Raw genomic sequence first — 21,854 nt, forward strand, 5'->3', positions numbered from 1 at the left:
GCTAATGTACAAATTAATTCGAATTGTACTAAAGTTGCGATTACTTTTTGAAGAAATATAACTTTTTTGGCCTGCTTCCTATCATTTCATAAATAAAAAAGCCGATTACCAAAATGTATTCAATGGCAAGCAACCATAAATTCTCTTTGTAGTCAGGATTTGAATAGGTGTAGTAGCTCAGAACAACCGTGCAGGACCAGACCAATGGGAACCTATAATCCGTGAAGATGGCAAAGCCCAATAGGAATACCACGTACCACGGATGGACGGTACTGGAGAGAAAATAATAACAGGCCATGGCAAAAACCATGGATGTGATTACGCTTTCCAGTTTTTGGCTTTTCCTAAGGAAAGCAAGTAGCAATACGACAATGATTACCACTTTTTGAATTATAGAGCCGTAGGAATCGATCAATTCCCAGGGCTTGGCTTCGTAATAAGTTACAGCAATCTTCTTTACCACATTGTAAATGCTGGCATTGAACTCAAAGTTGGAGAACCATAGCCCAACGGTATCGGAATAATTATCGATAAAAACCGGAGAGTAAAACGGGAGCAGCAATGCAGCGCACCCGAAAACAACCAAAGCGTAAAAAGCAGCACTCTTTTTAAACCCGAAGTATTTTAAAAAAAGTGGCAGGAACATCAGGGGCATCAGTTTTACCATAATGGATATGGAATAAAGAGGTGTTGCCCACAACCATTTGTTTTTTGATATGAGATATAATGCCCAAATGAAGAAAAAGAGCATTACGCCTTCAAAGTGCAGATTTCCCGTGAGTTCGATAATGACCAAGGGATTCAAAAAGTACCAAAAGGCCAAATGATTGGCCTTGTTCAGGTTTTGTAACAGCTTTCTGCCAAAATAAAGCACGCCCAAATCGGCAAGGATTACCATCAATCGCATGGCAATGGTGGAGCCAAATACGCTTCCTCCGCCCAAAATGGTTGCGAGTGCAAAAAGTATTTGGTTGACGGGCGGGTAGTTACTGTAATGCCTAGCATTGAGATTGGTCATTCCTTCATACAGTTCCATCATACTAGGAAATGATACCGTGCCCTGTTCCATGATTTGGTCAGGCGTGTACAAATACGGATTGATACCATTTTTGATGAGTTCGCCATCCCAAATAAAACGGTAAAAATCTTGTGAGAGGTTAGGTGCGGCAATCAGAAATACCAATCTAAAGAGGACTCCAATGACCAATAGGAACTTAAAGTTCCATTTTTCGAACTGGATAATTTTGAAAGTAAGGTAAAATAACGCTCCAAAGAGCATGAACAACTTTACAAAATCGGTGCGTACCAAGTTGTAAGCGAAGCTCCAGTAGAACAAAATACAAGCGACAGCAAATAGTATCGGGTATCTGTGCAGTCGCCAGTAAGATTGCATGGTGGTGGTTTATGCCTTGGAAGTTAAGGATTTAAAGAATACAAATCCAAAACCTAGGAACAACATTAAGTGGAATGGGAACAATCCATAGTCGTTCAGTGGTATGGCACTGTACATTCCAAAAAGGAAATAAATCATCAGGGCAAACTCCAGAATCATGTTGGGCGATAATTTGTTGGTCAAATATTTATTGCCTTTCCAGGTATCCTTGATACTGTTGATGTTGAACTTTGGAGTTCGTACAAATTCACTTCGTTTACCCAAATGTCCTTCCAATACCGCCACGGTGTTGTGCAAAGAAAAGCCCAATGCTACGGAGAAAAAGGTAAAGAAGAGTTTAATGTAGTCCACAAAATTGTCAAAACTACTCCCCTGAATACTCTTGTAGGTAAACCAATAACAAACAAACAGGATAATAGTACTCAAAATAAAGAAGCTTGTCACTTCGAATACCCAACCTAAATGGCCATAGGTGTTTTTGATGTAGAGCATGGGAATGCTCAACAAGGCCACCGTGAACACACACAGGAACATGGAACTGTTCAAGAGGTGCATTACCCCATGGAATTTGGTTTTGAACGGTATGTTTTTGGCCGTAATAACACTCATTACGGTTTTCCTAAAGTTTTCGGCCCCACCTTTGTTCCAACGGAACTGCTGTGAACGAGCAGCACTGATTACTACAGGAAGCTCTGCCGGGGTTTCCACATCTTCCAAATACTTGAACTTCCAGTTTTTCAATTGGGCACGGTAGCTCAAATCCAAATCTTCGGTCAGTGTATCGCCTTCCCAGTTTCCTGCATCTAGGATACATTGCTTTCTCCAGATACCTGCTGTACCGTTGAAGTTGATGAAGTGTCCCTTTGAATTTCTTCCTACTTGTTCCAAGGTAAAGTGGGCATCCAATGCAAAGGCCTGGATACGGGTCAAAGTGGAATAATCTCGGTTGATATGTCCCCAGCGGGTCTGTACCACACCGATTTCTTCATCCTTAAAATAGGGAACGGTCTTTTTCAACCAATCGCCTTCGGGCAGAAAGTCAGCATCAAAAATGGCGATGAAATCCCCCTTGGCGATTTCGAGTCCTTCTTTGAGGGCTCCGGCTTTAAAGCCTTTTCTGTTTTCCCTGCGGATGTGCTGTATGTCCAATCCAGTTTCCTGAAGTTCTTGAACCCTGCGGGCCGTTTCAGCAACAGAATCATCAGTAGAGTCATCCAATACCTGGATTTCCAATTTACTCTTTGGGTATTCTATTTTTGCAATGTTGTCCAACAAGCGCTCCATTACATATTCTTCGTTGTAGATGGGAAGCTGAATGGTCACAAATGGAATTTCCTTGGGGTCGAGAAGGTTAAATTTTGGCGCTTCTTCATTTCGTTTTTTGTAACCTAGGTAGTTGATCAATAGATTTAACTGCGCAAGGCTATAGAAGAAAATCAAAAGTAAGGCTGTACTGTAAATAGCAATGATGATGTAAGCGATAGCAAGTCCCATTATTTTAAACTGTATTTAAAGATCCAACCCAATATTTTTATGCCAGCAAATATAGTACCTTTTACCGTACCAGAAACTTTTGAGACGCCAATTCTTCGTTTGTAACGTACTGGTACTTCGATATATGACATTTTTTTTCTTAAAATTTTTAACTGCATTTCCACCGTCCAGCCATAAGTGGTGTCCTGCATTTTCAATTCTTTGAGCTTTTCATATTTTATCGCCCTAAAAGGTCCCAAATCCGTAAATTTTGACCTGAAAAACAATCGCATTAGGAATGTGGCCAAATTGTTTCCAAAAACTTGTTGTGGAGTCATGGAACCATGTTCGCGAAGTGATTTTTTTCGCGCTCCGATCACAAAATCAATGTCATTTTCCAAAATTGGGGCGACAATCTTATCCAATTCTTCTGGATAATCTGAATAGTCTCCGTCGATAAATACGATAATATCGGGTGTTTTGGATTGTTCGGATATGTAATTTAATCCTTTTAAACAGGCAAACCCATAGCCCTTGCGGTTTTCAGAGATAACAGTGGCGCCCGCTTTTTTTGCATTGGCCACGGTATCATCCGACGAACCGTTGTCGACCACCACGATTTCGGATACGTGATCGGGAATTTCCGAGACCACCAAACCAATGGAATCTCCTTCGTTGATTGCTGGGATAATGACTTTGATATCCGCCATTGGCTGGGAATCAATTTTAGTTAGTGTTAGTAGTTGCCAAAACTAAAATTTTCCACGGATATCTGACTGGGAATATTCAAAAAAGAAAGCCTGCCTATTTTTCGTTGACAAGTGTCATTAGATCCACATCGTTGCCCAACAGTACTTGGTTGCTATCTATTCTACCTTTCAAAGGACCATTCTCCAATTTGAGTACACCTCGGGGGCATACGGCCGAGCAGATACCACAACCAACACAGCTGGCCCTTACAATGTTCTCACCTTTCTGGGCGTAGGCACGTACATCGATGCCCATCTCACAATACGTGGAGCAGTTACCGCATGAAATGCACTGCCCGCCATTGGTTGTAATCCTGAATCGGGAGAACAGTTTTTGTTGAAAACCTAGTATGGCGGCCATGGGACAGCCGAACCTACACCATACCCTACTCCCAAAAATGGGATAGAAGCCCGTTCCTATAACGCCAGAAAAAATACTTCCTATTAAAAAGGAATACGATTTACGAAGTGTCCCTGACTTAAATAAAAATACTTCGCCATCACCACTAAAAAAGTGGAATCCGATAAGGGCTATGATGATTACAAAGTAACCAATGGCTCCGTACTGTGCATCTTTTTGGAGTTGTTTGCGTTTAAAAATCATTACCCAGCCAAATACCAAGGTGAGCAAAGTGGCTACCCCGATAAGAAAAGTGCTTTTCGTCAGCCAATATTTACTGGTATCCGTTCCTAAATAAGAATAGATAACGGCGGTGGTCATCAAAGTCACAAATACTACTACGCTGTGCACCACCCAGCGTTCCACTTTCCAAGCAAATGTGGACTTATCGCTCAACTGCCTAAAGGAATCCCCGGCAGTTTCGGCCAAACCACCACATCCACAGACCCAAGAGCAGTACCATCTTTTACCATATTTATAGGTGAGTATTGGGGTGATGACAAAAATGGATAGGATACCAAAAATCAACAATCCAAAACCAATCTCGCCCGAACTTAGAAACATTTTGATACGATACCCTTCAAAATTGTAATAGTTGAGTGGCCAAATATTCTTGAGGTCATAATAAGGTAAACTTCCTCCATCCAAAATTTTGTGGCCATTCAAACGTGCCATCAATTCCGGGATGATGAACGCAAAGCCGGTTTGGAAGAACATAACGCTCAAAGTGCGCAATCTTTCGTATCGGTTGTGACGATATTTCCAAAGGAACTTGATGCCAAAGACCAAAATGGCAACAGTGTAAAGGGTGCCGTAAACGAACCATTGACTTGCGGGGTTGCCGTTCAAAAATTCACTGAGCGGGTCAAAAAGCGCTATTACATCTTTATTGTCCCCATCGTTGACCAAGCCAAGGTATTCAGGATAGAAATAGAGTACAACATAAAAACCTGTAAGGGCCAAACCAGCTACCCATCCCCATAATCCACGACTGGAAATAGATTTAAACCAAACTCCATCGTTTTTTATTCCCGGTATTTTTTTGGAATAGGCATCCCACGAAAACCAAATGGTTCCAATGCTAATGGCCGATAACGACAAGGTCAACCATAGGGCCTTATTTGGAAAACTGACATTAAAAACGGCCAAAAGCAGAATGCCCAGACCAGAGGTTCCCATGAATACGGCCATTTTTTGACCAAGGCTCAAACTTTTTGGTGGTTCGCCTGTGAGGGCCATATTTTTATTGTAAGTGCTCATAACTCTAGCTTAAGCAATCTGGAAGATGCGTTTAAGGTTTTTCTTTTTCAGGTTGATGGATTTTCCAAAATCCGAATTGTATTTGGATACGATTTGCGATTCAAAATTTGTATAAAATTCAGGATCAAAATTGGTGTCTCTGAGATGCTCCATTACAAAATCAATAGTTCTTTTTTCGCTGAGCCATCTGTCAAAAACTTCGTGTCGCAAACGTATTCCAAAGGTGTTGATGCCCAATACGGTTTCGGAATCCTTATCAAATGCTACGGTAATACAGATTTTTTCTTTGGGATGTCTCCAATGAAAATGGATTTCGGTTTCTTTTTTTCTTCTTTCTGAGAATACCCAACCATAAGTCTGATACTCAATATCCAGAAATTTGGCGGAGTTGAACCAATGTCCTGGTTGGTATTCCATTCGGTTGCCGCAAATGGTCTGGGCAAGGGTTTCGCCCATCATTCTGCCCGTATACCAAACGGCTTCGATGGGACGCCGATTTCCAATGGCTTCGTGCTGTTCCGCACAATCGCCGATGGCATATGCATCCATAATATTGGTCTCTAAAAACCGATTTACCTTTACGCCACGACCCAACTCGATCTCCGAATCTTCCAAGAAATCCACATTGGGAGCTACACCAGCGGTCAATCCTACCAAATTACAATCGATTTCTTCACCAGTTTCTTCGACAACAATGGATTTTACCTTTCCATTTTCGTCTGGTTTGATTTCTTTTAGTGAAGACCCCAAACGAAGGTCGATATGATGTTCGCGAATATGCTCGTTGATCATCTCTGATTCGCCAGAGGGCAAAACGCTGTTCCAAAAGCTGGATTCCCGGACCAAAAAAGTTACGGGGATATCCCGGGTTCTGAGCATTTCGGCCAATTCGATACCGATAAGCCCACCACCGATGATCACGGCTCGCTTACATACTTTGCTGTTTGGTGCATTTTCTTCCAACAATTCTAGGTCCTGCTTGGAGTAAAGTCCTTGTACGCCATCCAAATCCTGCCCTGGCCATCCAAATTTATTGGGTTTCGACCCTGAGGCAATAATAAGTTTATCGTAGCTGAGGTTTGGTGCACCATCAATTTGAAGTGATTTTTCTTGGGTGTTTACCTTGGTAACATACCCTCTTACCAAATCTATTCGGTTCTTTTTCCAGAAGTGGTTTTCGTAGGGTTGGGTGTGCTCAAATTTCATGTGGCCCATATACACATACATCAAGGCCGTTCTGGAGAAAAAGTATTCAGATTCTGCTGAAACTATAGTGATTTTTTTGTCGGAAAGCTTTCGAATGTGCCGTGCAGCCGTAACACCTGCAATTCCATTTCCAATGATGACAATGTGCTCCATGGGTTGGGTTTGATTGTTTTATGTGTCGAGTTTTACGGGTAGAACTTAACAGTAAGATGAAAATTAATAAGAATTTAGTAGCTAATAGCTGTTTTAAAATGATTATTTTAGAAGGATTCACAACCATTATGAAGAAGCTGATTTTTTTATGGGTGCTTGTTTTTATCTCTTGTTCCAGTAGCAAGTTTGACAAAGTCAATGGTGTCAGTTTTGTCTCGTCCAGAGAGGAAGTGGCCCAGCGTCACATTGATCCGGTTCTTGATGTTCAGGCCAACTATGCCGCCATAATGCCTTTTGGGTTTATTCGGGATTTGGATTCTCCAGAGCTGGTATTCAATACGGATAGGCAATGGTTCGGGGAGCGTAGGGAAGGTGCTGAACAGTACATAGAAAAATTACATCAAAATGGGGTAAGTGTGATGGTAAAACCCCAAATTTGGATTTTTGATGGACAATTCACAGGCAATATGAAGATGCCTTCGGAAGAGGATTGGAAAAAACTGGAGGGTTCCTATGAAGAATTCATTTTGTTGTACGCAAAAATGGCAGAAGAGACCCAAAGCGATATTTTTTGTATTGGGACGGAGTTGAAGACTTTTATCAATGAGCGACCTGAGTTCTGGAACGACCTAATTCAAAAAGTAAGAGCGGTTTATATGGGTAAGATCACCTATGCTGCCAATTGGGACGAATATGCAAAAACACCATTTTGGTCGGAGTTGGATTATATTGGCGTGAACGCTTATTTCCCGTTATGCGAAAAGCAGCAACCCACTATTGAAACACTTACCCAGGGGTGGCAGCCTTGGAAGACCAAAATGCGCGAACTCGCAAAACAAGAGGAGAGGCCCATTTTATTTACCGAATTTGGATACCGAAGCATGGATTTTACCGGCAAAAAACCCTGGTTGGTGGACCGTAACCAAATGGATGTGAACCTCAAGGCACAAGCCGATGCCACACAAGTGCTATTTGATGAATTTTGGAGTGAGGATTGGTTTGCGGGAGGATTTGTTTGGAAGTGGTTTATGCAGCACGATAAGGTCGGAGGCCAAGATGACAACCGTTTCACGCCACAGAACAAACCTGCGGAATCCGTAATTAGAAGGCAATATGCCCAGGTCAGAAGATCAAGTCGTTAAGGGTGCAAAAGAATTTGTGGGAATTTTTATCCTAAATCGCAACCAACCTTGGCGTTTTTTTCCCATATTTGTAGCACATCCCACCCAAAAACATACAGAAATGAAATCACGATTGACCCTTCTTTTTTGGGTAGGGGCCTGCACATTCCTTTTTGGACAGGAGACCAAGTACTACAATGTGGTTGCAGAGCAAGGGGACGGCATTTTTTCCCTGCTGCGCAAACAAGGATTGGACCCTGCCAAACACTACGGGGAATTTTTAGAACTGAATTCAGACAAAATAAAGGAAGGGACCGCCTTAAAACTAGGCGAAAAATACAAAATACCCTATGCTGACGATTCCTTTAAAAAGAAAGGGGTTTTGGTAGAAGCGGTAAAAGATGCCGAAGCACCCATTTTTGATGAAGAACTGGCGAAGATGTCGCTTAAAAGCGATAGATTAAAGGATGCTGTGTATTATCTAATTGCTGAGAATGGTTCAGAAACTGATGAAGGTTTTGTGGCGGATGTTTCACAGCGAATTGCCGGGGAGTTAATGATGAATGGTGCCCAAGTCTATGTTATGGGAGATGAAATCATGGAAGATATAGAAGCTGAAAGTGAATCTACCGAGAATGCCATGGGAGATTATGTCAAAGTCATCAACAAAAGATATATACAGAATACAGGAAAATACCAACGGGTGTTGTTCATCCGGGCTGAAAATGTAACGGGGTCTGGTAATATGGATGTAGCCGTTTACCATTATAACAAAAGCACCCAAGGTCAGCGCTTTGCAGAGAATATTCAGCATGTATTTAAGGAGAACAGTGTTTCGAGTACAACCATTGATGAAACCAGTTTTATATTTGAGGATAAGAGCAATCTTTATCTAGCCCGTAATATTCTTCCCGCAATCAGCCTACTAACCATAGAAAACACGACCAATACTTCAAAAAGTAAGATATCACTCAAACCAAACAAAAAAGAGTTTGCCAACCTGGTCAGCAATGGCATTATTAATGATTATGTTGATTTAGAATTTGATAATTAAATGGGATCTTTTCAGTTTGCTATAGTATTGGGTGTTTTGTCTTTGGTTCAGGTTACGGTCTGGGCTCAAGAGGAATACCCCAAAGTAATTGCCCAAGAAGGGGATGGGATCTATACGTTGTTGAGAAGGCATGGAGTTAGTCCGACCAAGTATTACAACGATTTTGTGGAATTGAACAATGAGGACTTGGGAGAAGACGAATCCCTGATTTTAGGCAAGCACTACATTTTGCCTGATACATTGGCGATAAACAAGGTTGAAGTGGTGGAAGAGGGGATTACCTATTCCATTTTCGGGGATGATTTTAAAAAAGTGGATACCGCTAGCAACCGTTTGGATAATACAGTTTATTATCTGATTTCAGGACACGGTGGTCCCGATCCAGGGGCCGTGGAAAAGTACCATGGAAAAATGATCGCTGAGGACGAATATGCCTATGATGTTACCCTTCGATTGGCCCGCGAGCTTATATCACATGGCGCCGAGGTACATATCATTGTCCAAGATGCCAATGACGGTATCAGGGATAGTAAAGTATTGGAATTGGATACTGATGAAACGGTACTTTCAAGAACCATTCCCTTGAGTCAATTGGAGCGTTTAAAACAACGTACCAAAGCCGTGAATGACCTATATGCTGAGAATTCAGGGAAATATCAACGCTTATTGGTCACTCATGTGGATAGTAGGGGCGAAGGCACCAATATCGATGTGTTCTTTTATCATCACGAAAAAAGCACCAATGGGAAAAAGTTGGCGGAAAGCATCCACCAGACCTTCTTTAGGAAATACAAAAAATTCCAGCCCAACCGATTGTACAATGGCACTTTTATGGAGCGTAGCAGTTTGTATGTGGTAAAAAACACCCTTCCTGCCATGGCCTACATTGAAATTGGCAATATCAGAAATAAAAAGGACCAGCGTAGAATCCTGAATCCCGATAACCGACAGGCATTGGCCAAGTGGATTTCCGAGGGAATCCTATTGGATTATGAATCTTCCAAAGAAGCCATTGCCAAATAAAGTGTTAGCAACATCCGCCACCATTGTAGTGGTAGGTGCTTTCACTTATATAGATTTCATCCGAAGCGCTTGCCAAAGCTGCCGCTGTTTTATCGCATACCGCCAAGGGTTGGTTTTGTTGTAGCACATGACCTTTCTGGTCATCAAAATATGCTTCGTTACCAAAATAGATGGCTGTTTTCCCTGTAAAAACGCAGGGCCCGTCTTCGGGTATCGGGTCTTTTATGGCCGCTATTTCAATGGATTCTATATGAATGAGCTCGTTTGTGGGGTAATGGTTCGGCGATAACACCCTGTACGATCGTTTACCTCTAATTTCAATGGTTCCGAAACCAGCATCTGTCAGTACTTTGACGTACTCCTTCAAAGGAATACTGCCGCTCAGGCATTGTGCCCTCAATCTATCATCATTACGGAGCTCATCACTCATGGGTTGTTCACAAATAGGGTCGCTCATTACCAATCTTCCGTGGGGCTTCAAAACACGGTACATTTCGGAAACTGCTTTTTTGAGATCCTCTATTTTAAAAATATTGAAGAGACAGTTTTGGGCGGCCACATCGATACTTTCATCGGCGACAGGAAGATGTAATGCATCTCCTTTTACCAAGTTGACATATTCACTGTTGAACCAATCGTTTTCTTCTTCGGCTATTTTAAAGTTTTTCCGCGAAGCTTCTAACATTTCATCCACGGAATCCACGCCAACAACCCCACCTTTTTGTCTGGAAAAATAGGAGAATTGTAGCAACTCCATTCCACCGCCTACACCAACGTAGAGAATCTTAGGGTCGTTTACCAAATCTTGTGCGGAAACCGTGCTTCCACAACCGTAGTTCATCTCCTGCATGATTTTGGGGATGGACAGTCCCGGGAATTGCCAAATGGGATTGGTGGTGCAGCAAAGTCCAACATCCGGGGTCAATGCAGCATCTTTGTATAGGTCTTGAGTGGCGTCTAAATAGCTCATAGTTCTTTGATCAGTTCTTTGAATAGTTTAATCATTTTAGGTTCCGTTTGCCCTGCAATCTTCAGAATCTCCTGAACTTCAACTGGTTCCAGGTTGTCGGGGTCGCATTCATCGGTTAAAACGGATACCGCTATAATGGGTAGTCGTAAATGATTGGCAACAATTACTTCGGGAACCGTACTCATTCCTACGGCATCGGCCCCCATGATCTTGAGCATTCGGTATTCTGCCTTGGTTTCCAGTTGTGGGCCAACTACAGAGGCATACACTCCTTTTTTCAAAGAGATATTTTCCCGAGCAGCTATGGCTTCCACTTTTTTGCGCATTTCTGGATTGTAGGGTTCGCTCATGTCCACAAATCTGTCCCCAAATTCCGCAACATTTTTAAAGGCCAATGGCGACCCACCCTGCAGGTTGATATGATCTTCGATCAACATAATATCCCCTTTTTTAAAGTCAAGGTTGATGGCTCCCGCGGCATTGGACACGAACAATTTTTTGATGCCCAATTGATGCATTACGCGTATGGGATATGTGATATCCAGAAAATCGTATCCTTCATACAAATGGAAACGCCCCTGCATGACCACGGCTTTTTTGCCTTCAATGGTGCCATAGATCAATTTTCCCATGTGGAATTCCACTGTGGCCAATGGAAAGTAAGGAATGTGATTGTAGTGGGCTTCGATCGGATTTTCTATATTTTCTACCAATTGACCTAGCCCAGTACCGAGCACGATACCAATTTCAGGAGTTTCAAAACCTCGTTTTTTTAAGTATTCAACGGACTCCGCAATCTGTTTTATTGTCATTCTTTTATATGTTTTAAAAATGGCGCAAAGGCCTCAATATCTTTAATGTCCTCGTAATGGTCGACATCGTTTTTTTCGCTCAAAAGTGAGACCTTTTCGTTTTTTATATCCGATAGAGTATCACCAAGGACGGTATTTGTGCCCCAATCCTTGTTTTGGAACAATTCCTTTTTTAAAGATTTCATCCCCAAAAGATAGTAACCGCCATCCTCTGCGGGTCCTACAACAAAATTGTGGTCTTTTAATTGGGAAAAAGCTTCCTCCATATCGGATTGGTTCAAGTGGAACATATCGCTTCCAATGATGATGATATGCTCAAAACCTGCTTGGAACCCTTCTTTGAAAGCGTTCATCATCCGTGCGCCCAAATCGCTCCCGGATTGAAGCTTTTTTTGGTACACTTTGTTGTCCCAAATGTCATCTTTCCAAATCTCTTCGGAATAATAGACCCATTTTTCGACCTTTAAATCCTTGGTGAACGATACGGTTTTGTCCAGCAAAAATTTATAGATGTCCAAAGCTGTTCGATTACCCACTTTAGCGGCCAATCGGGTCTTGCATTTACCAAGTTCGGGGTTACGGGTAAGAATTAAAAGTAGGTTTTTGCTCAATTGCTTTGTTTTGGTAACGAACACTTTTAAGGTGTTGGTCAACAAGACAATCCAATACTTACTTTCTATTTTGTTGTAAAGACTGGGTCATCTTTTGTTCATCTACCCAAATATACTACCATAATGATTTTCTGCATGGGCAAAAACCGACTTTTTGGTGTGGGAGAATAAAAATCAGAAGAAAGCTTTAGGAAATTTTGAAGAGGTAACCGGGCAAGTGTTTTCTGAGTTTGTCAAAAGAGATGGGTTTGGTAAAGTAGTCGTTCATACCTACGCCCTTGGCCTCGTCAATGGCTTCCTTTGTCACATCTGCGGAAAGGCCTATGATTCCGATTGTCCTATTGAACTTTCTGATTTCTTTGGTGGCTCTCAGACCATCCATTTTTGGCATGTGGATATCCATGAATACCAAATGGTAGTCATTTCTTTTGACGGCTTCAATGGCCTCAACCCCATTGGAGACCGAATCGGAATGTACCCCCAAATTTTCTAGGGTTTTTTTCAGTACCATTACATTTACCCTATTGTCATCCACTATTAAAACATTACAGCCACTTAGGTCAATCGATTCTTGACCCGTGTTTTTGATGGTACTGCTGCCATCCGAAATAGGGAATTTTAGTGACAAATGAAATTCAGTTCCTACGCTTTCTTGACTTGTCACATCAATTTTTCCACCGAGGAGCTCCACAAGCTTGTAGGTAATGTACAATCCAAGTCCGCTACCTTCATGGCGTTTGGCTTTTCCGGCCTCTACTTGGGTAAAGCGGTCAAAGATGGTCTTTAGTTTATCTTTTGGGATACCTATTCCAGAATCTTTAATGGTAATGGCAATCGAAAGTTCGTTGTCCACAACAATCTCTTTGTAAGAGATGGTAATTCCTCCTTTTTCGGTAAATTTTAGGGAGTTTCGTAAAATATTGGTTATGATTTGACCGTATTTGCCGATATCCCCAACGGCTTCAACATGGCTTTGTCCTGTTTGGTTCAAATCAATATATAAGCCTTTTTCTTCTGCGGTTCGCCGATAAATGCTGATAATGTTTTTTAGTTCCTCCAAAGGAGAAAAAATATCTTTTCTAAAGGTTGTTTTGCCCGATTCTATTTTGTCGATTTCAAGGATGTCGTTCACTAGAAGGAGCAGTTTTTTGGAGGAAATGTCCATGAGGGAAAGATATTCTTGCAGGGAGCTCTGTATTTCCGAAAGCCTTAAAACTTCTATGAATCCAATAATGGCATTTAAAGGAGTCCTTATTTCATGGCTCATATTGGATATGAACTCTGTTTTTGACTTGGATGCCTTCTCAGCCCTCAACTGTTCTGTTTTCAATGATGTGTTGAGGTCTTTTAGTTTTAGATTGGTATCGTTTAAGTCCTTGTTCTTTTTTCTGGAGGATCTGTAAAAATATATCAGGGAACTGGTAAGGAAAGAGAGCAAGAGCCCAAATGCCAAATAAATGTAGGTCGATTGTTTTCTTTCGGCCATGAAGTTGAGGTGTGATGGCATTAAAGAGAATCTCCATTTTTGGCCATCGAGTGCGTCTACCTCAAAAGTTGTGGTAAAAATAAATTCTTTTCCGATCTCGCTTGTTCTTGGGTTGTTTTTGGAGTAAAATATGGTTCCGTTTTCGTCCTCTACTTGAATTGCATATTTATCCAAATCGGCAACCAATTCATCAAAGGGTACCGTAAAATCCATGCCCGCTGTAACCGAACCCTTGAAGGTGCCGTTAAAGTAAACGGGCGCATCCACTAGAAATGCACTGCCTCCTTGGTGCAGTTTTGTCCATGGTGTAATATTGGTGGTTGAATCCCTTGCGTGTTTTCTCCATTCAGGATGTCTGGGATGTTTGGTCAGGTCCAGACCAACGGCCGCCTTGTTTCCTTCCAAAGGAGTCACTTTTTTAATGATCATGGAGCTGTCCAACCATTCCACAAACCTAAAGGATGGATTTTGTTCCAGAATGAGGCCGGCATCCCTTTCCCAATAGTCAAAGTACGACCCATTGGTCATTTCAATTCGATGTTTCAGGTTCTCCAGGGATTTGATGTCATACTTTACCAAGGAGAAGAATTCCTTTGCCCTCAGGCTTCCAGTGTTTTGAATCTCACTAACATAATTTGATTTGAGGGTGTCAAGGGAATTGTTCCACAAAACGAATACGATGACAATAAGGACAGTAAATATTGCCAATGGAAATATCAATTCTCTTTTTGAGGATATCAACCGCATACTAAGTATTTAAATCGGGGACTTATTAATAATACTTTTCCAACTCATCAGTCCAAAAACAATGAACATTTTATTTCTTTCTGTGGCCACTAAAGGCGTAAGAAAATACATCAGTCAAAAATATCAAACATATTTAATGAAAAAAAATTGTGTTTAACGTTCTGTTTTTGTGGTAAAAACAAGTCGAAAATTTTCACAAACAAATCAGCTCTGATCAATATCAGTTTTTTTGAATGGTTTCCGTATGATCTTTGTCATAAATATCGGGGTATGGGCATTACACACCACCAGTTGCAAAAAATGGCTTTGCAGATTGATGAAGTCGTTGATATGATTCAGTATCAAAATATTGATGAGAACCTCTTGTCTCAGGAAATATGCCCTACCTACAGGGAAAGTGCCAAAAATCTGATGCACTATGCCGCCTTCCGAAGTTTTGATGCCCGCAAGATGCAAAATGGGCTAAAACAGTTGGGCTTGACCCGTTTGGCAAATGCCGAAGGCAATATTCTGGGAAGCTTGATCAATCTGAAAATTATTCTGCACAGTTTGCTTGGTGGGGCTCCCGATTTGAAGAAGTACAAATTCTTGTCCATCGGAGAAGGTTCCGAGTTGTTAAAGAAACATACCGATGAACTCTTCGGAGAAAACGCCAAACAGCGCAGGGTGAGGATTATGGTCACGCAGCCAACGGAAGCTGCCGCAGATTACGATATGGTTTTGGATATGGTCAGGAATGGTATGGACTGTGCCAGAGTCAATTGTGCCCACGATGGTCCAGAAGTATGGAAGGCCATCATAGATAATGTGAGAAGGGCGGCCAATGAATGTTCCACTACGGTTAAGGTGGCGATGGATTTGGCAGGCTCTAAGGTAAGGACGGGAAGGATTCCTTTGGATAATCGCAAAAAGAGGAAAAGCGGCTCAAAAAAGAAAGGGAAGCCTTTTATTCTTTTGAACAAAGGGGATGACCTTATCGTTTCCGGTAAGGAAAATGACGAGGCCCATCCCGAATATGATAAAAGTGGAACTTTGGTGAAACCAGCAAGAATCGGTTGTGTTCCGCCCCAGATAATCGGACGTGTCGAAAAAGGAGCCCCTATTTTATTTGATGATGGTAAAATCGAGGGAGAAATCATTGAAACGGGTTCGGATTCCTTTCAAGTGAAAATTACACGTGCCCAACCAGGAGGTGCCAAGCTGAAGGGAGAAAAGGGAATCAACTTACCAACTTTGGATTTGGGCATTTCGGGCTTGACAGAAAAGGATAGGGAGGACCTAAAGTTTGTGGTCAAGCACGCCGACATGGTCAACTATTCCTATGTGAATGATGAAAAGGACGTGGACGATCTTCTTTTGGAATTGAAAAAATTGGGAGCGGATGAAGAATTGGGGGTCATTTTAAAAATAGAGACCAATTTGGCCTATAAGAATTTGATCGGCATTTTGGTAACTGCCATGCAACGGAAACATTTGGGCATTATGATCGCCCGTGGTGATTTGGCTCTTGAAGTGGGTTGGAAAAATATGGGCATGGTCCAGGAAGGGATTTTGTCCTTTTGCAGTGCCGCCCATATTCCCGTAGTTTGGGCTACCCAAGTTCTGGAGGGATTGGCCAAAAAAGGTATACCGTCCCGATCGGAGATCACGGATATTACCTCTTCCGTACAAGCGGAATGTGTAATGTTGAACAAAGGACCACATATTAACGAGGCCATTGCTTTTTTGGATGAGGTATTGTTCAGTGTGGAGAATTCCCATCATAAAAAAGAAGTACTGCTCCCAAGAATGGAATGGAAATAAAAAAAGGGCTCCTGGTCAGGAGCCCTATGGAGATACATTTGTAACTATGGTAGTTTCTGATTGATGTGTTAGTGTTTAGTATAGTTAACTAATGTATAGATAGATGCTACTTAAAAGGGAGTAAACGGATAGTGCGATTACAGCGTACCAGAATAGGTATCCTAGTTTTGCTTCTATAGTGTTCATTTTTTCTGGGTGTTTGTTATTTAGTTGAGTTATAACTTACACCCCTAAATTACCTAAATGATGCCCCTGTACAAGTCATATTTTTATTGGTTGCAATAATTGGGACATAACTGGTTGTAAAAGTTATGTAAATGGAAAAGTGCTGTTTTGGGAAATAAAAACACTGGCAAATAATACTTTATTTGCTTTATAAAAAGGTGCTCATGGTATGGTGTGGAAACAGGGGAAGCAAAATAAGTTTAGAAGGATGTTGGATTTTTATGAAAGAATCAACACCCTTCCAAAAAAGTATGTCATTGAAGAAATTAAACCAAAGGTGTACCTTTAAGGCGCTTTTCTATTTTTCGCTTTTTAGCGGTAATGTTCTTCATGGTTTCCATTAATTTGGAATCCTTGGTTTTTTTATAAATCTCATTAATGGAAAGTATCAAGCTTTTAGCTTCCCTTGAGGCCTTAACCCTATCGCTGGTCGACATGTGGCTCATTGGCCTTTTTTCGAACTCTTCCGCCTTCTCTAGTAACTCCTGGGTCATTTTTTATTTTTAAAATTATTCGTAATCGGCTAAATATAAGAGTTAGTTTGATATTTTCTGCCTATGAAACCATTTGATTTTCATATTTATGAAAACATTAAGAAGTCGATTGCTTGAAGTGCTAGAAAAATCTAAATAAAAATCAATATTGGGGTTAATCAGTTGATAATGCGCTATTACCATTTGCTTCAGGAAGCATGGTCATAGCGTTGAAAAAGCATTCACAATGTTAAATTAATGTATCTTTATTGTAAAATAATTATTATTTGAACTATTTTTGAGGAAAATTAGCACTTGGAAATCATCTGGAAAAATATAGAGGGAAAGAGCACCTTGAACCACGAACGCAGCATCAATTTGGAATATGCCGTGCGACTTCAGGTGGTAAAGATACTGATAAATGAGGCAGAACACCTCATGGATTACCTTTCTTTGGTGGTTATGGAAATAAATCCTTCAAACGGGCATGTATCCGTTCATCAAGAAACCCCAGAGCCTCTTTTTTCCAAAATCTCCAATAACTTGGAACAGCCAAAGACCAAGGAAAACGCCAAGATATCCTCCCCTTTGTTGGCCGCGGTGAACGTTTAAGATCATTTAAGTCAATCTAAAAATGGATTGAGTGAATCCCGACTGTTGGATAGGGGTAATTTTACACAAAAGTTACTCAATATGGCAATAATCGGAAATATCATTAAAGGCGTTATTGAGGCCAGAGAAGTCTTGAGCAAAGAAACGAGTCCCGTGGAAGAACAGCAGAAGGTCTTGGAAGAACTGTTGGAAAAGGCCAAGGACACCCAGTTTGGGAAACACTATGATTTTGCGTCCATCCTGATGTCCGATAATGTTCCAAAAGCATTTTCCGAAACCATACCCTATCACGATTACAAAAAAACAACGGAAGAATGGTGGAGTAAAACCATAGAGGGCGAACCCGATGTCGCTTGGCCCGGAAGTCCTGATTTTTTTGCACTTTCATCGGGTACTACGGGTAAAAAATCCAAAAGGATCCCCGTAACGAAGGATATGTTGGATTCGATAACCCGTGCAGGAAGACACCAAGTATATGCCATGAGCAATTTTGATATGCCCGCGGATTTTTTTGAAAAGGAAATCATGATGTTGGGAAGTTCCACCAATTTGCAGGAACGCGATGGAAAAAAAGAGGGAGAAATCAGTGGGATAAGTGCCAGCAATATTCCTTTTTGGTTTAAAAAGTATTACAAGCCGGGTGATCAAATCGCTAAAATCGATGATTGGGATGAGCGGGTACTATCCATAGCAAAGAATGCCAAAAGCTGGGATATTGGCGCCTTGAGCGGTATCCCTTCTTGGATGGAACTCATGCTGAAAAAGGTTATCGACTATCATAATGTGGACAACATTCACAAGATATGGCCCAATTTGCAAGTGTACACTTCAGGTGGGGTGGCATTTGACCCATACGAGAAGAGTTTCAATGCCTTATTGGACCATCCCATTCAAATTATTGATACCTATTTGGCGTCCGAAGGTTTTTTTGCCTGTCAAAATAGACCAGGGACCACTGCTATGAAACTGATTACGGACAATGGTATTTACTTTGAGTTTGTACCGTTTGAACCACAATATGTCAACCAAGATGGGTCGTTGACGGATGATGCACCTTCCATAACTTTAAATGAGGTAGAGGAAGATGTGGATTACGTTCTGATTATTTCAACGGTATCCGGAGCTTGGCGATATATTATTGGTGACACCATTGCCTTTACCGATGTGGACCGGGCTGAAATTAAGATCACAGGGAGGACCAAGTTTTTCTTGAACACGGTTGGTTCCCAACTTTCGGTAAACAAGTTGAACGATGCCGTGAAGCATTTGGAAGAAGAGCTGAATATAAAGGTGCCTGAATATACCCTTTGCGCCAAGCGTTTTGATGATGGGTTCTATCACACGTGGTATTTGGGTTCCGATAGCCAATTGGATGAAGAAAAAACGGGAAATGTCCTGGACAGTTATTTAAAAGAAGCCAATAAAAACTACAAAGTGGCCCGAAGCAAAGCTTTGGAAGGAGTAAAAGTAAACTTTGTGCCCCAGCAAATGTTCGCGGATTGGAACGGGGCCAACAAGAAGAAAGGCGGTCAGGTCAAAATGGAGCGTGTTATGGGCGAAGAACGCTTTGAGGAATGGGAAGAATTTGTTTCCCAGCACTCATAAAAGGCCATTGTCATTTAGGGAATCCTGTTCTTTTACCATTTCCATGATTTCATCTGGAGATAGGTAATATTGCTTGATTCGGGCTTTATACGTATCATCGATTTCCGAATGGTTGAGTATAAACCGTTTGGTCTTCAAAATGTGGTTGGACATACCGCGAGATACTGCAAAGGAGTCGGCTGCACGTTCGGCTTTTTTCACGAATTCCTTCAATAAAACATATCGAATACCAAATCCTATGAGGTTAAGGTTGCCGCGTTGTTGGTAGTCCATCACATGGCCGAGTTCGTGCCCGATCCATCCGATCAACACATCTCGGGGCACATCCGCTGTTTTAAATTCCGCTCCGGATATTTTGAACTTTTCACTGATCAGAATCACGTAGCTACGCTTGTTCTTGGGCTTTATAAGTCCGCTCCAGGTGGGCTGTGCCTGCATTACCGATTTTTTGATGTTCTTTTTGAACTTAAATTCAATAGGGATTCCTTCGAGTTCTGGAAAATGCCCCAAGGCAATTCCCACTTCTTCTTTTATGCTTTTTGGTATCGTGGTTTTGGGCTCTTTCAAAATAAGGACAGCTAAAAATACAGTTATGATGGTTGGAATAAGTAGTTTTAGTTTTCTTTTCAAAATTAAGGGGTTGAAAAAAGGGCAAATCATGATTTGCCCTTTTATATGTGATCATACTTTGTTTAGAACTGGTACCGTAGTCCAAGGGCGATGTCCAAGTCCAAGTCGTCCGAATAATTGTCGTTGAAACCAATTTCGGGTCTCATGTCCAGCGAAATCAACAAAGGGAAATCAAAGTCGTATTCGATACCAATATCACCTGCTATAAGTGCAAAGGCTCCATCATTGTCCCCGGCATCAAAAGATCCTACTCCGCCACCGGCACCTACATACCAATTAAATCCTCCGTCAATCGGCATTACCCATTGGTACAAGCCTACCAGCTTAAAGGCCTCTACATTATCGGAATCTCTCCAGCCAAGGTCAAATTCCAGTCTATTGTTTTCTTGCAGATAACGCTGATAGGAGATTTCCCCTCCAAATCCGTCGTTATCGCCCACTCTTATACCCAATGCGTTTTTTGATATGCTCTGGGCACTCATGGTTGTTGCTCCGATTAAAAATAGAATCAAAATTAAATTTTTCATGATAGTTATATTTTGATATAAAGGTAGTTTTGAAGAGGGATTGACTTGCCTCGATACAATTAATGATTGATGCAAATACAAGACATGTTTGCGCTTAGAGCAGCGGCTTTAAAAACTTGAACAGCCCTTCCAAAAAGCGTAACCAAATCGTTCGGTTTTGATAGCGTTCCAAAGTCATGGGGTCCGATTTTTCGCAGATTTTATCGAACTCTTGTGTCATTTCCGTATTGATGGCTTTGTTGTACACTAAAACATTCGTCTCGTAGTTGAGCTCAAAACTCCGAATGTCAAAATTGCCAGAGCCAATGGAGACCAGATCATCATCAACGATCATGATCTTGCTATGGGCAAAATCGTCGCGCAGGTAAATATTGATTCCTACCTGCAACAATTCCTCAAAATGCGAAAACATGGCGAACTTGGCCGCTTTGGAATCGGATTTTTTAGGTACCAGAAGACTTATTTCCACGCCTTCGAGCGCTGTGATTTTCAAACTTTGCAAAAAAGCTTCGCCTGGCACAAAATAAGGGTTTGCAATACGAATGCTTCGTTTGGCCTGGTTCATCATGCCAATATATTGCTGCATTATGGTGGGGTGCTTGGAATCGGGCCCTCCTGCCACCACTTGTGCATCAACGTCTCCCGCTGGTGCTTGCTCTATAAGGTAGTCGGATAAGCGAAAATCCTCCTTGTTGCTCGCAAAAAAGTAATCTTTCAAGAATACCAAGTGCAGGTCGTTTACGATGGGTCCTTCCAATTTTAAATGGACATCTTTCCATTTGCCAAGGCCGTTTTTATGCTTTATGTACTTATCGGAAATATTCACTCCGCCCGTAAAGGCCATGTTGTTGTCGATGATGACGATCTTGCGGTGGTTCCTAAAGTTGAGGGAGAACAAAAGGTTTTTGAGCCGGATGGGCATTATAGGATATATTTTTACCCCAATATCCTGAAATTGTTTTCGGGGCTGTCCGCGCAATTTGTAGCTCCCCAAGGAGTCATAGAGGATTCGGATTTCCACCCCTTCTTTAATTTTACGCTCAAAAAGTTCGAGCATTTTGTCCAAGAGGTCGCCCCTTTCCAAAATATAGTACTGCACATGGATGAACTTTTGGGCTTCCTCCATGGCTTTAAAAAGTACGTTGAAGGTCTCGCCACCATCTTGGAGCGCGGTTACGTTATTGCCTGATTTTGCCGTGGTATTGGAATTGGCTTTAATTAATCGGTTCAGCCTTTCTTTTCGGATATCGTCATCAAAATGGGCCCAAAATTTCTCTTGGGCGGAAATTTTTGGGTATGTGTATTGGTTTCTTTTTTCAAACTCTTTGGAGTTGAAGAATTTGAACTTTCTGCGGTTCATTCCAAAAAGATAGTAGAGTACAACTCCCAAGATCGGTAGGGTAATAATGGCCAAGGCCCAACTGATGGAACGCGATGGTCTTCTTCCGTGGTAGATAATGGCTCCGATGGCCCAAACGGAGGTCAGAATGTATAGTAAGGTAAAGAAGGTCTTCAAAAACT

Annotated in this window: 19 protein-coding genes; 6 read left to right on the forward strand and 13 right to left on the reverse strand. The window is 41.6% G+C overall.

Features of this window, described 5'->3' with window-relative positions:
• Nucleotides 1-40: 40 nt before the first annotated feature.
• The 5 genes from mptB to PY092_RS03595 all read right to left on the reverse strand — a co-directional run bounded on the left by mptB (nt 41) and on the right by PY092_RS03595 (nt 6,634).
• Nucleotides 41-1,393 carry a polyprenol phosphomannose-dependent alpha 1,6 mannosyltransferase MptB gene (gene mptB, locus PY092_RS03575; RefSeq protein WP_275614481.1) on the reverse strand — a complete coding sequence of 451 codons (1,353 nt, stop codon included), beginning with the start codon at nt 1,391-1,393 and terminating at the stop codon, nt 41-43.
• Between the two features lie 9 nt (nt 1,394-1,402).
• Nucleotides 1,403-2,887, reverse strand: coding sequence for a cellulose synthase family protein (locus PY092_RS03580; protein WP_275614482.1), 1,485 nt, complete (start codon nt 2,885-2,887; stop codon nt 1,403-1,405).
• Nucleotides 2,887-3,576, reverse strand: coding sequence for a glycosyltransferase family 2 protein (locus PY092_RS03585; RefSeq protein ID WP_275614483.1), 690 nt, complete (start codon nt 3,574-3,576; stop codon nt 2,887-2,889). The genes PY092_RS03580 and PY092_RS03585 overlap by 1 nt, the downstream gene beginning before the upstream one ends.
• Nucleotides 3,577-3,670: 94 nt before the next feature.
• Entirely contained in the window at nt 3,671-5,275 is a 1,605-nt protein-coding gene (locus PY092_RS03590; RefSeq protein ID WP_275614484.1) for a 4Fe-4S binding protein, read from the reverse strand.
• A 9-nt stretch (nt 5,276-5,284) separates the two neighbouring features.
• Nucleotides 5,285-6,634 carry an NAD(P)/FAD-dependent oxidoreductase gene (locus tag PY092_RS03595; RefSeq protein ID WP_275614485.1) on the reverse strand — a complete coding sequence of 450 codons (1,350 nt, stop codon included), beginning with the start codon at nt 6,632-6,634 and terminating at the stop codon, nt 5,285-5,287.
• Nucleotides 6,635-6,762: 128 nt separating this feature from the next.
• On the opposite strand from PY092_RS03595, the gene PY092_RS03600 reads away from it, so the two are divergent.
• From PY092_RS03600 to PY092_RS03610, 3 genes are all read left to right on the forward strand, one after another.
• Nucleotides 6,763-7,776 (forward strand): glycoside hydrolase family 113, encoded by a 1,014-nt coding sequence (locus tag PY092_RS03600; RefSeq protein WP_275614486.1) that lies wholly within the window; start codon nt 6,763-6,765, stop codon nt 7,774-7,776.
• 100 nt (nt 7,777-7,876) lie between these two features.
• Nucleotides 7,877-8,809, forward strand: a complete 933-nt coding sequence (locus tag PY092_RS03605; protein ID WP_275614487.1) for a hypothetical protein — start codon at nt 7,877-7,879, stop codon at nt 8,807-8,809.
• A complete protein-coding gene (locus PY092_RS03610) occupies nt 8,810-9,832 on the forward strand; it encodes an N-acetylmuramoyl-L-alanine amidase family protein (RefSeq protein WP_275614488.1) in 1,023 nt (340 codons plus the stop codon).
• Nucleotides 9,833-9,836: 4 nt separating this feature from the next.
• On the opposite strand, the gene arsM is transcribed toward PY092_RS03610, so the two are convergent.
• The 4 genes from arsM to PY092_RS03630 all read right to left on the reverse strand — a co-directional run bounded on the left by arsM (nt 9,837) and on the right by PY092_RS03630 (nt 14,458).
• A complete protein-coding gene (gene arsM, locus PY092_RS03615) occupies nt 9,837-10,802 on the reverse strand; it encodes an arsenosugar biosynthesis arsenite methyltransferase ArsM (protein WP_275614489.1) in 966 nt (321 codons plus the stop codon).
• Nucleotides 10,799-11,614 (reverse strand): purine-nucleoside phosphorylase, encoded by an 816-nt coding sequence (locus PY092_RS03620; protein ID WP_275614490.1) that lies wholly within the window; start codon nt 11,612-11,614, stop codon nt 10,799-10,801. The genes arsM and PY092_RS03620 overlap by 4 nt, the downstream gene beginning before the upstream one ends.
• Nucleotides 11,611-12,225 carry a TIGR04282 family arsenosugar biosynthesis glycosyltransferase gene (locus PY092_RS03625; protein ID WP_275614491.1) on the reverse strand — a complete coding sequence of 205 codons (615 nt, stop codon included), beginning with the start codon at nt 12,223-12,225 and terminating at the stop codon, nt 11,611-11,613. Before PY092_RS03625 ends, PY092_RS03620 begins: the two co-directional genes overlap by 4 nt.
• A gap of 187 nt (nt 12,226-12,412) precedes the next feature.
• Nucleotides 12,413-14,458: a response regulator gene (locus tag PY092_RS03630; RefSeq protein ID WP_275614492.1), complete on the reverse strand. Its 2,046-nt coding sequence runs from the start codon at nt 14,456-14,458 to the stop codon at nt 12,413-12,415.
• A 270-nt stretch (nt 14,459-14,728) separates the two neighbouring features.
• On the opposite strand from PY092_RS03630, the gene PY092_RS03635 reads away from it, so the two are divergent.
• Nucleotides 14,729-16,261 (forward strand): pyruvate kinase, encoded by a 1,533-nt coding sequence (locus PY092_RS03635; protein ID WP_275614493.1) that lies wholly within the window; start codon nt 14,729-14,731, stop codon nt 16,259-16,261.
• A 491-nt stretch (nt 16,262-16,752) separates the two neighbouring features.
• Here the strand turns inward: PY092_RS03635 and PY092_RS03640 are convergent, their stop codons facing one another.
• The gene (locus PY092_RS03640) at nt 16,753-16,980 is read right to left on the reverse strand and encodes a hypothetical protein (protein ID WP_275614494.1); all 228 of its coding nucleotides are present in this window, start codon (nt 16,978-16,980) and stop codon (nt 16,753-16,755) included.
• 294 nt (nt 16,981-17,274) lie between these two features.
• Here PY092_RS03640 and PY092_RS03645 point away from each other — a divergent pair, with 294 nt between their 5' ends.
• Together PY092_RS03645 and PY092_RS03650 are read left to right on the forward strand one after the other, a co-directional pair.
• Nucleotides 17,275-17,571 carry a hypothetical protein gene (locus PY092_RS03645; RefSeq protein WP_275614495.1) on the forward strand — a complete coding sequence of 99 codons (297 nt, stop codon included), beginning with the start codon at nt 17,275-17,277 and terminating at the stop codon, nt 17,569-17,571.
• A gap of 81 nt (nt 17,572-17,652) precedes the next feature.
• Nucleotides 17,653-19,176, forward strand: a complete 1,524-nt coding sequence (locus PY092_RS03650) for a GH3 family acyl-acid amido synthetase (RefSeq protein WP_275614496.1) — start codon at nt 17,653-17,655, stop codon at nt 19,174-19,176.
• On the opposite strand, the gene PY092_RS03655 is transcribed toward PY092_RS03650, so the two are convergent.
• The 3 genes from PY092_RS03655 to cls all read right to left on the reverse strand — a co-directional run bounded on the left by PY092_RS03655 (nt 19,171) and on the right by cls (nt 21,849).
• Entirely contained in the window at nt 19,171-19,806 is a 636-nt protein-coding gene (locus PY092_RS03655) for a hypothetical protein (RefSeq protein WP_275614497.1), read from the reverse strand. The two genes, PY092_RS03650 and PY092_RS03655, sit on opposite strands and share 6 nt — an antisense overlap.
• A 62-nt stretch (nt 19,807-19,868) precedes the next feature.
• On the reverse strand, nt 19,869-20,333 hold the full coding sequence (locus PY092_RS03660; RefSeq protein ID WP_275614498.1) for a hypothetical protein: 465 nt from the start codon (nt 20,331-20,333) through the stop codon (nt 19,869-19,871).
• Nucleotides 20,334-20,427: 94 nt separating this feature from the next.
• Nucleotides 20,428-21,849, reverse strand: a complete 1,422-nt coding sequence (cls, locus tag PY092_RS03665) for a cardiolipin synthase (RefSeq protein WP_275614499.1) — start codon at nt 21,847-21,849, stop codon at nt 20,428-20,430.
• Nucleotides 21,850-21,854 lie beyond the last annotated feature (5 nt).

The organism is Flagellimonas yonaguniensis (genome assembly GCF_029193885.1).
Lineage (GTDB): Bacteria > Bacteroidota > Bacteroidia > Flavobacteriales > Flavobacteriaceae > Flagellimonas > Flagellimonas yonaguniensis.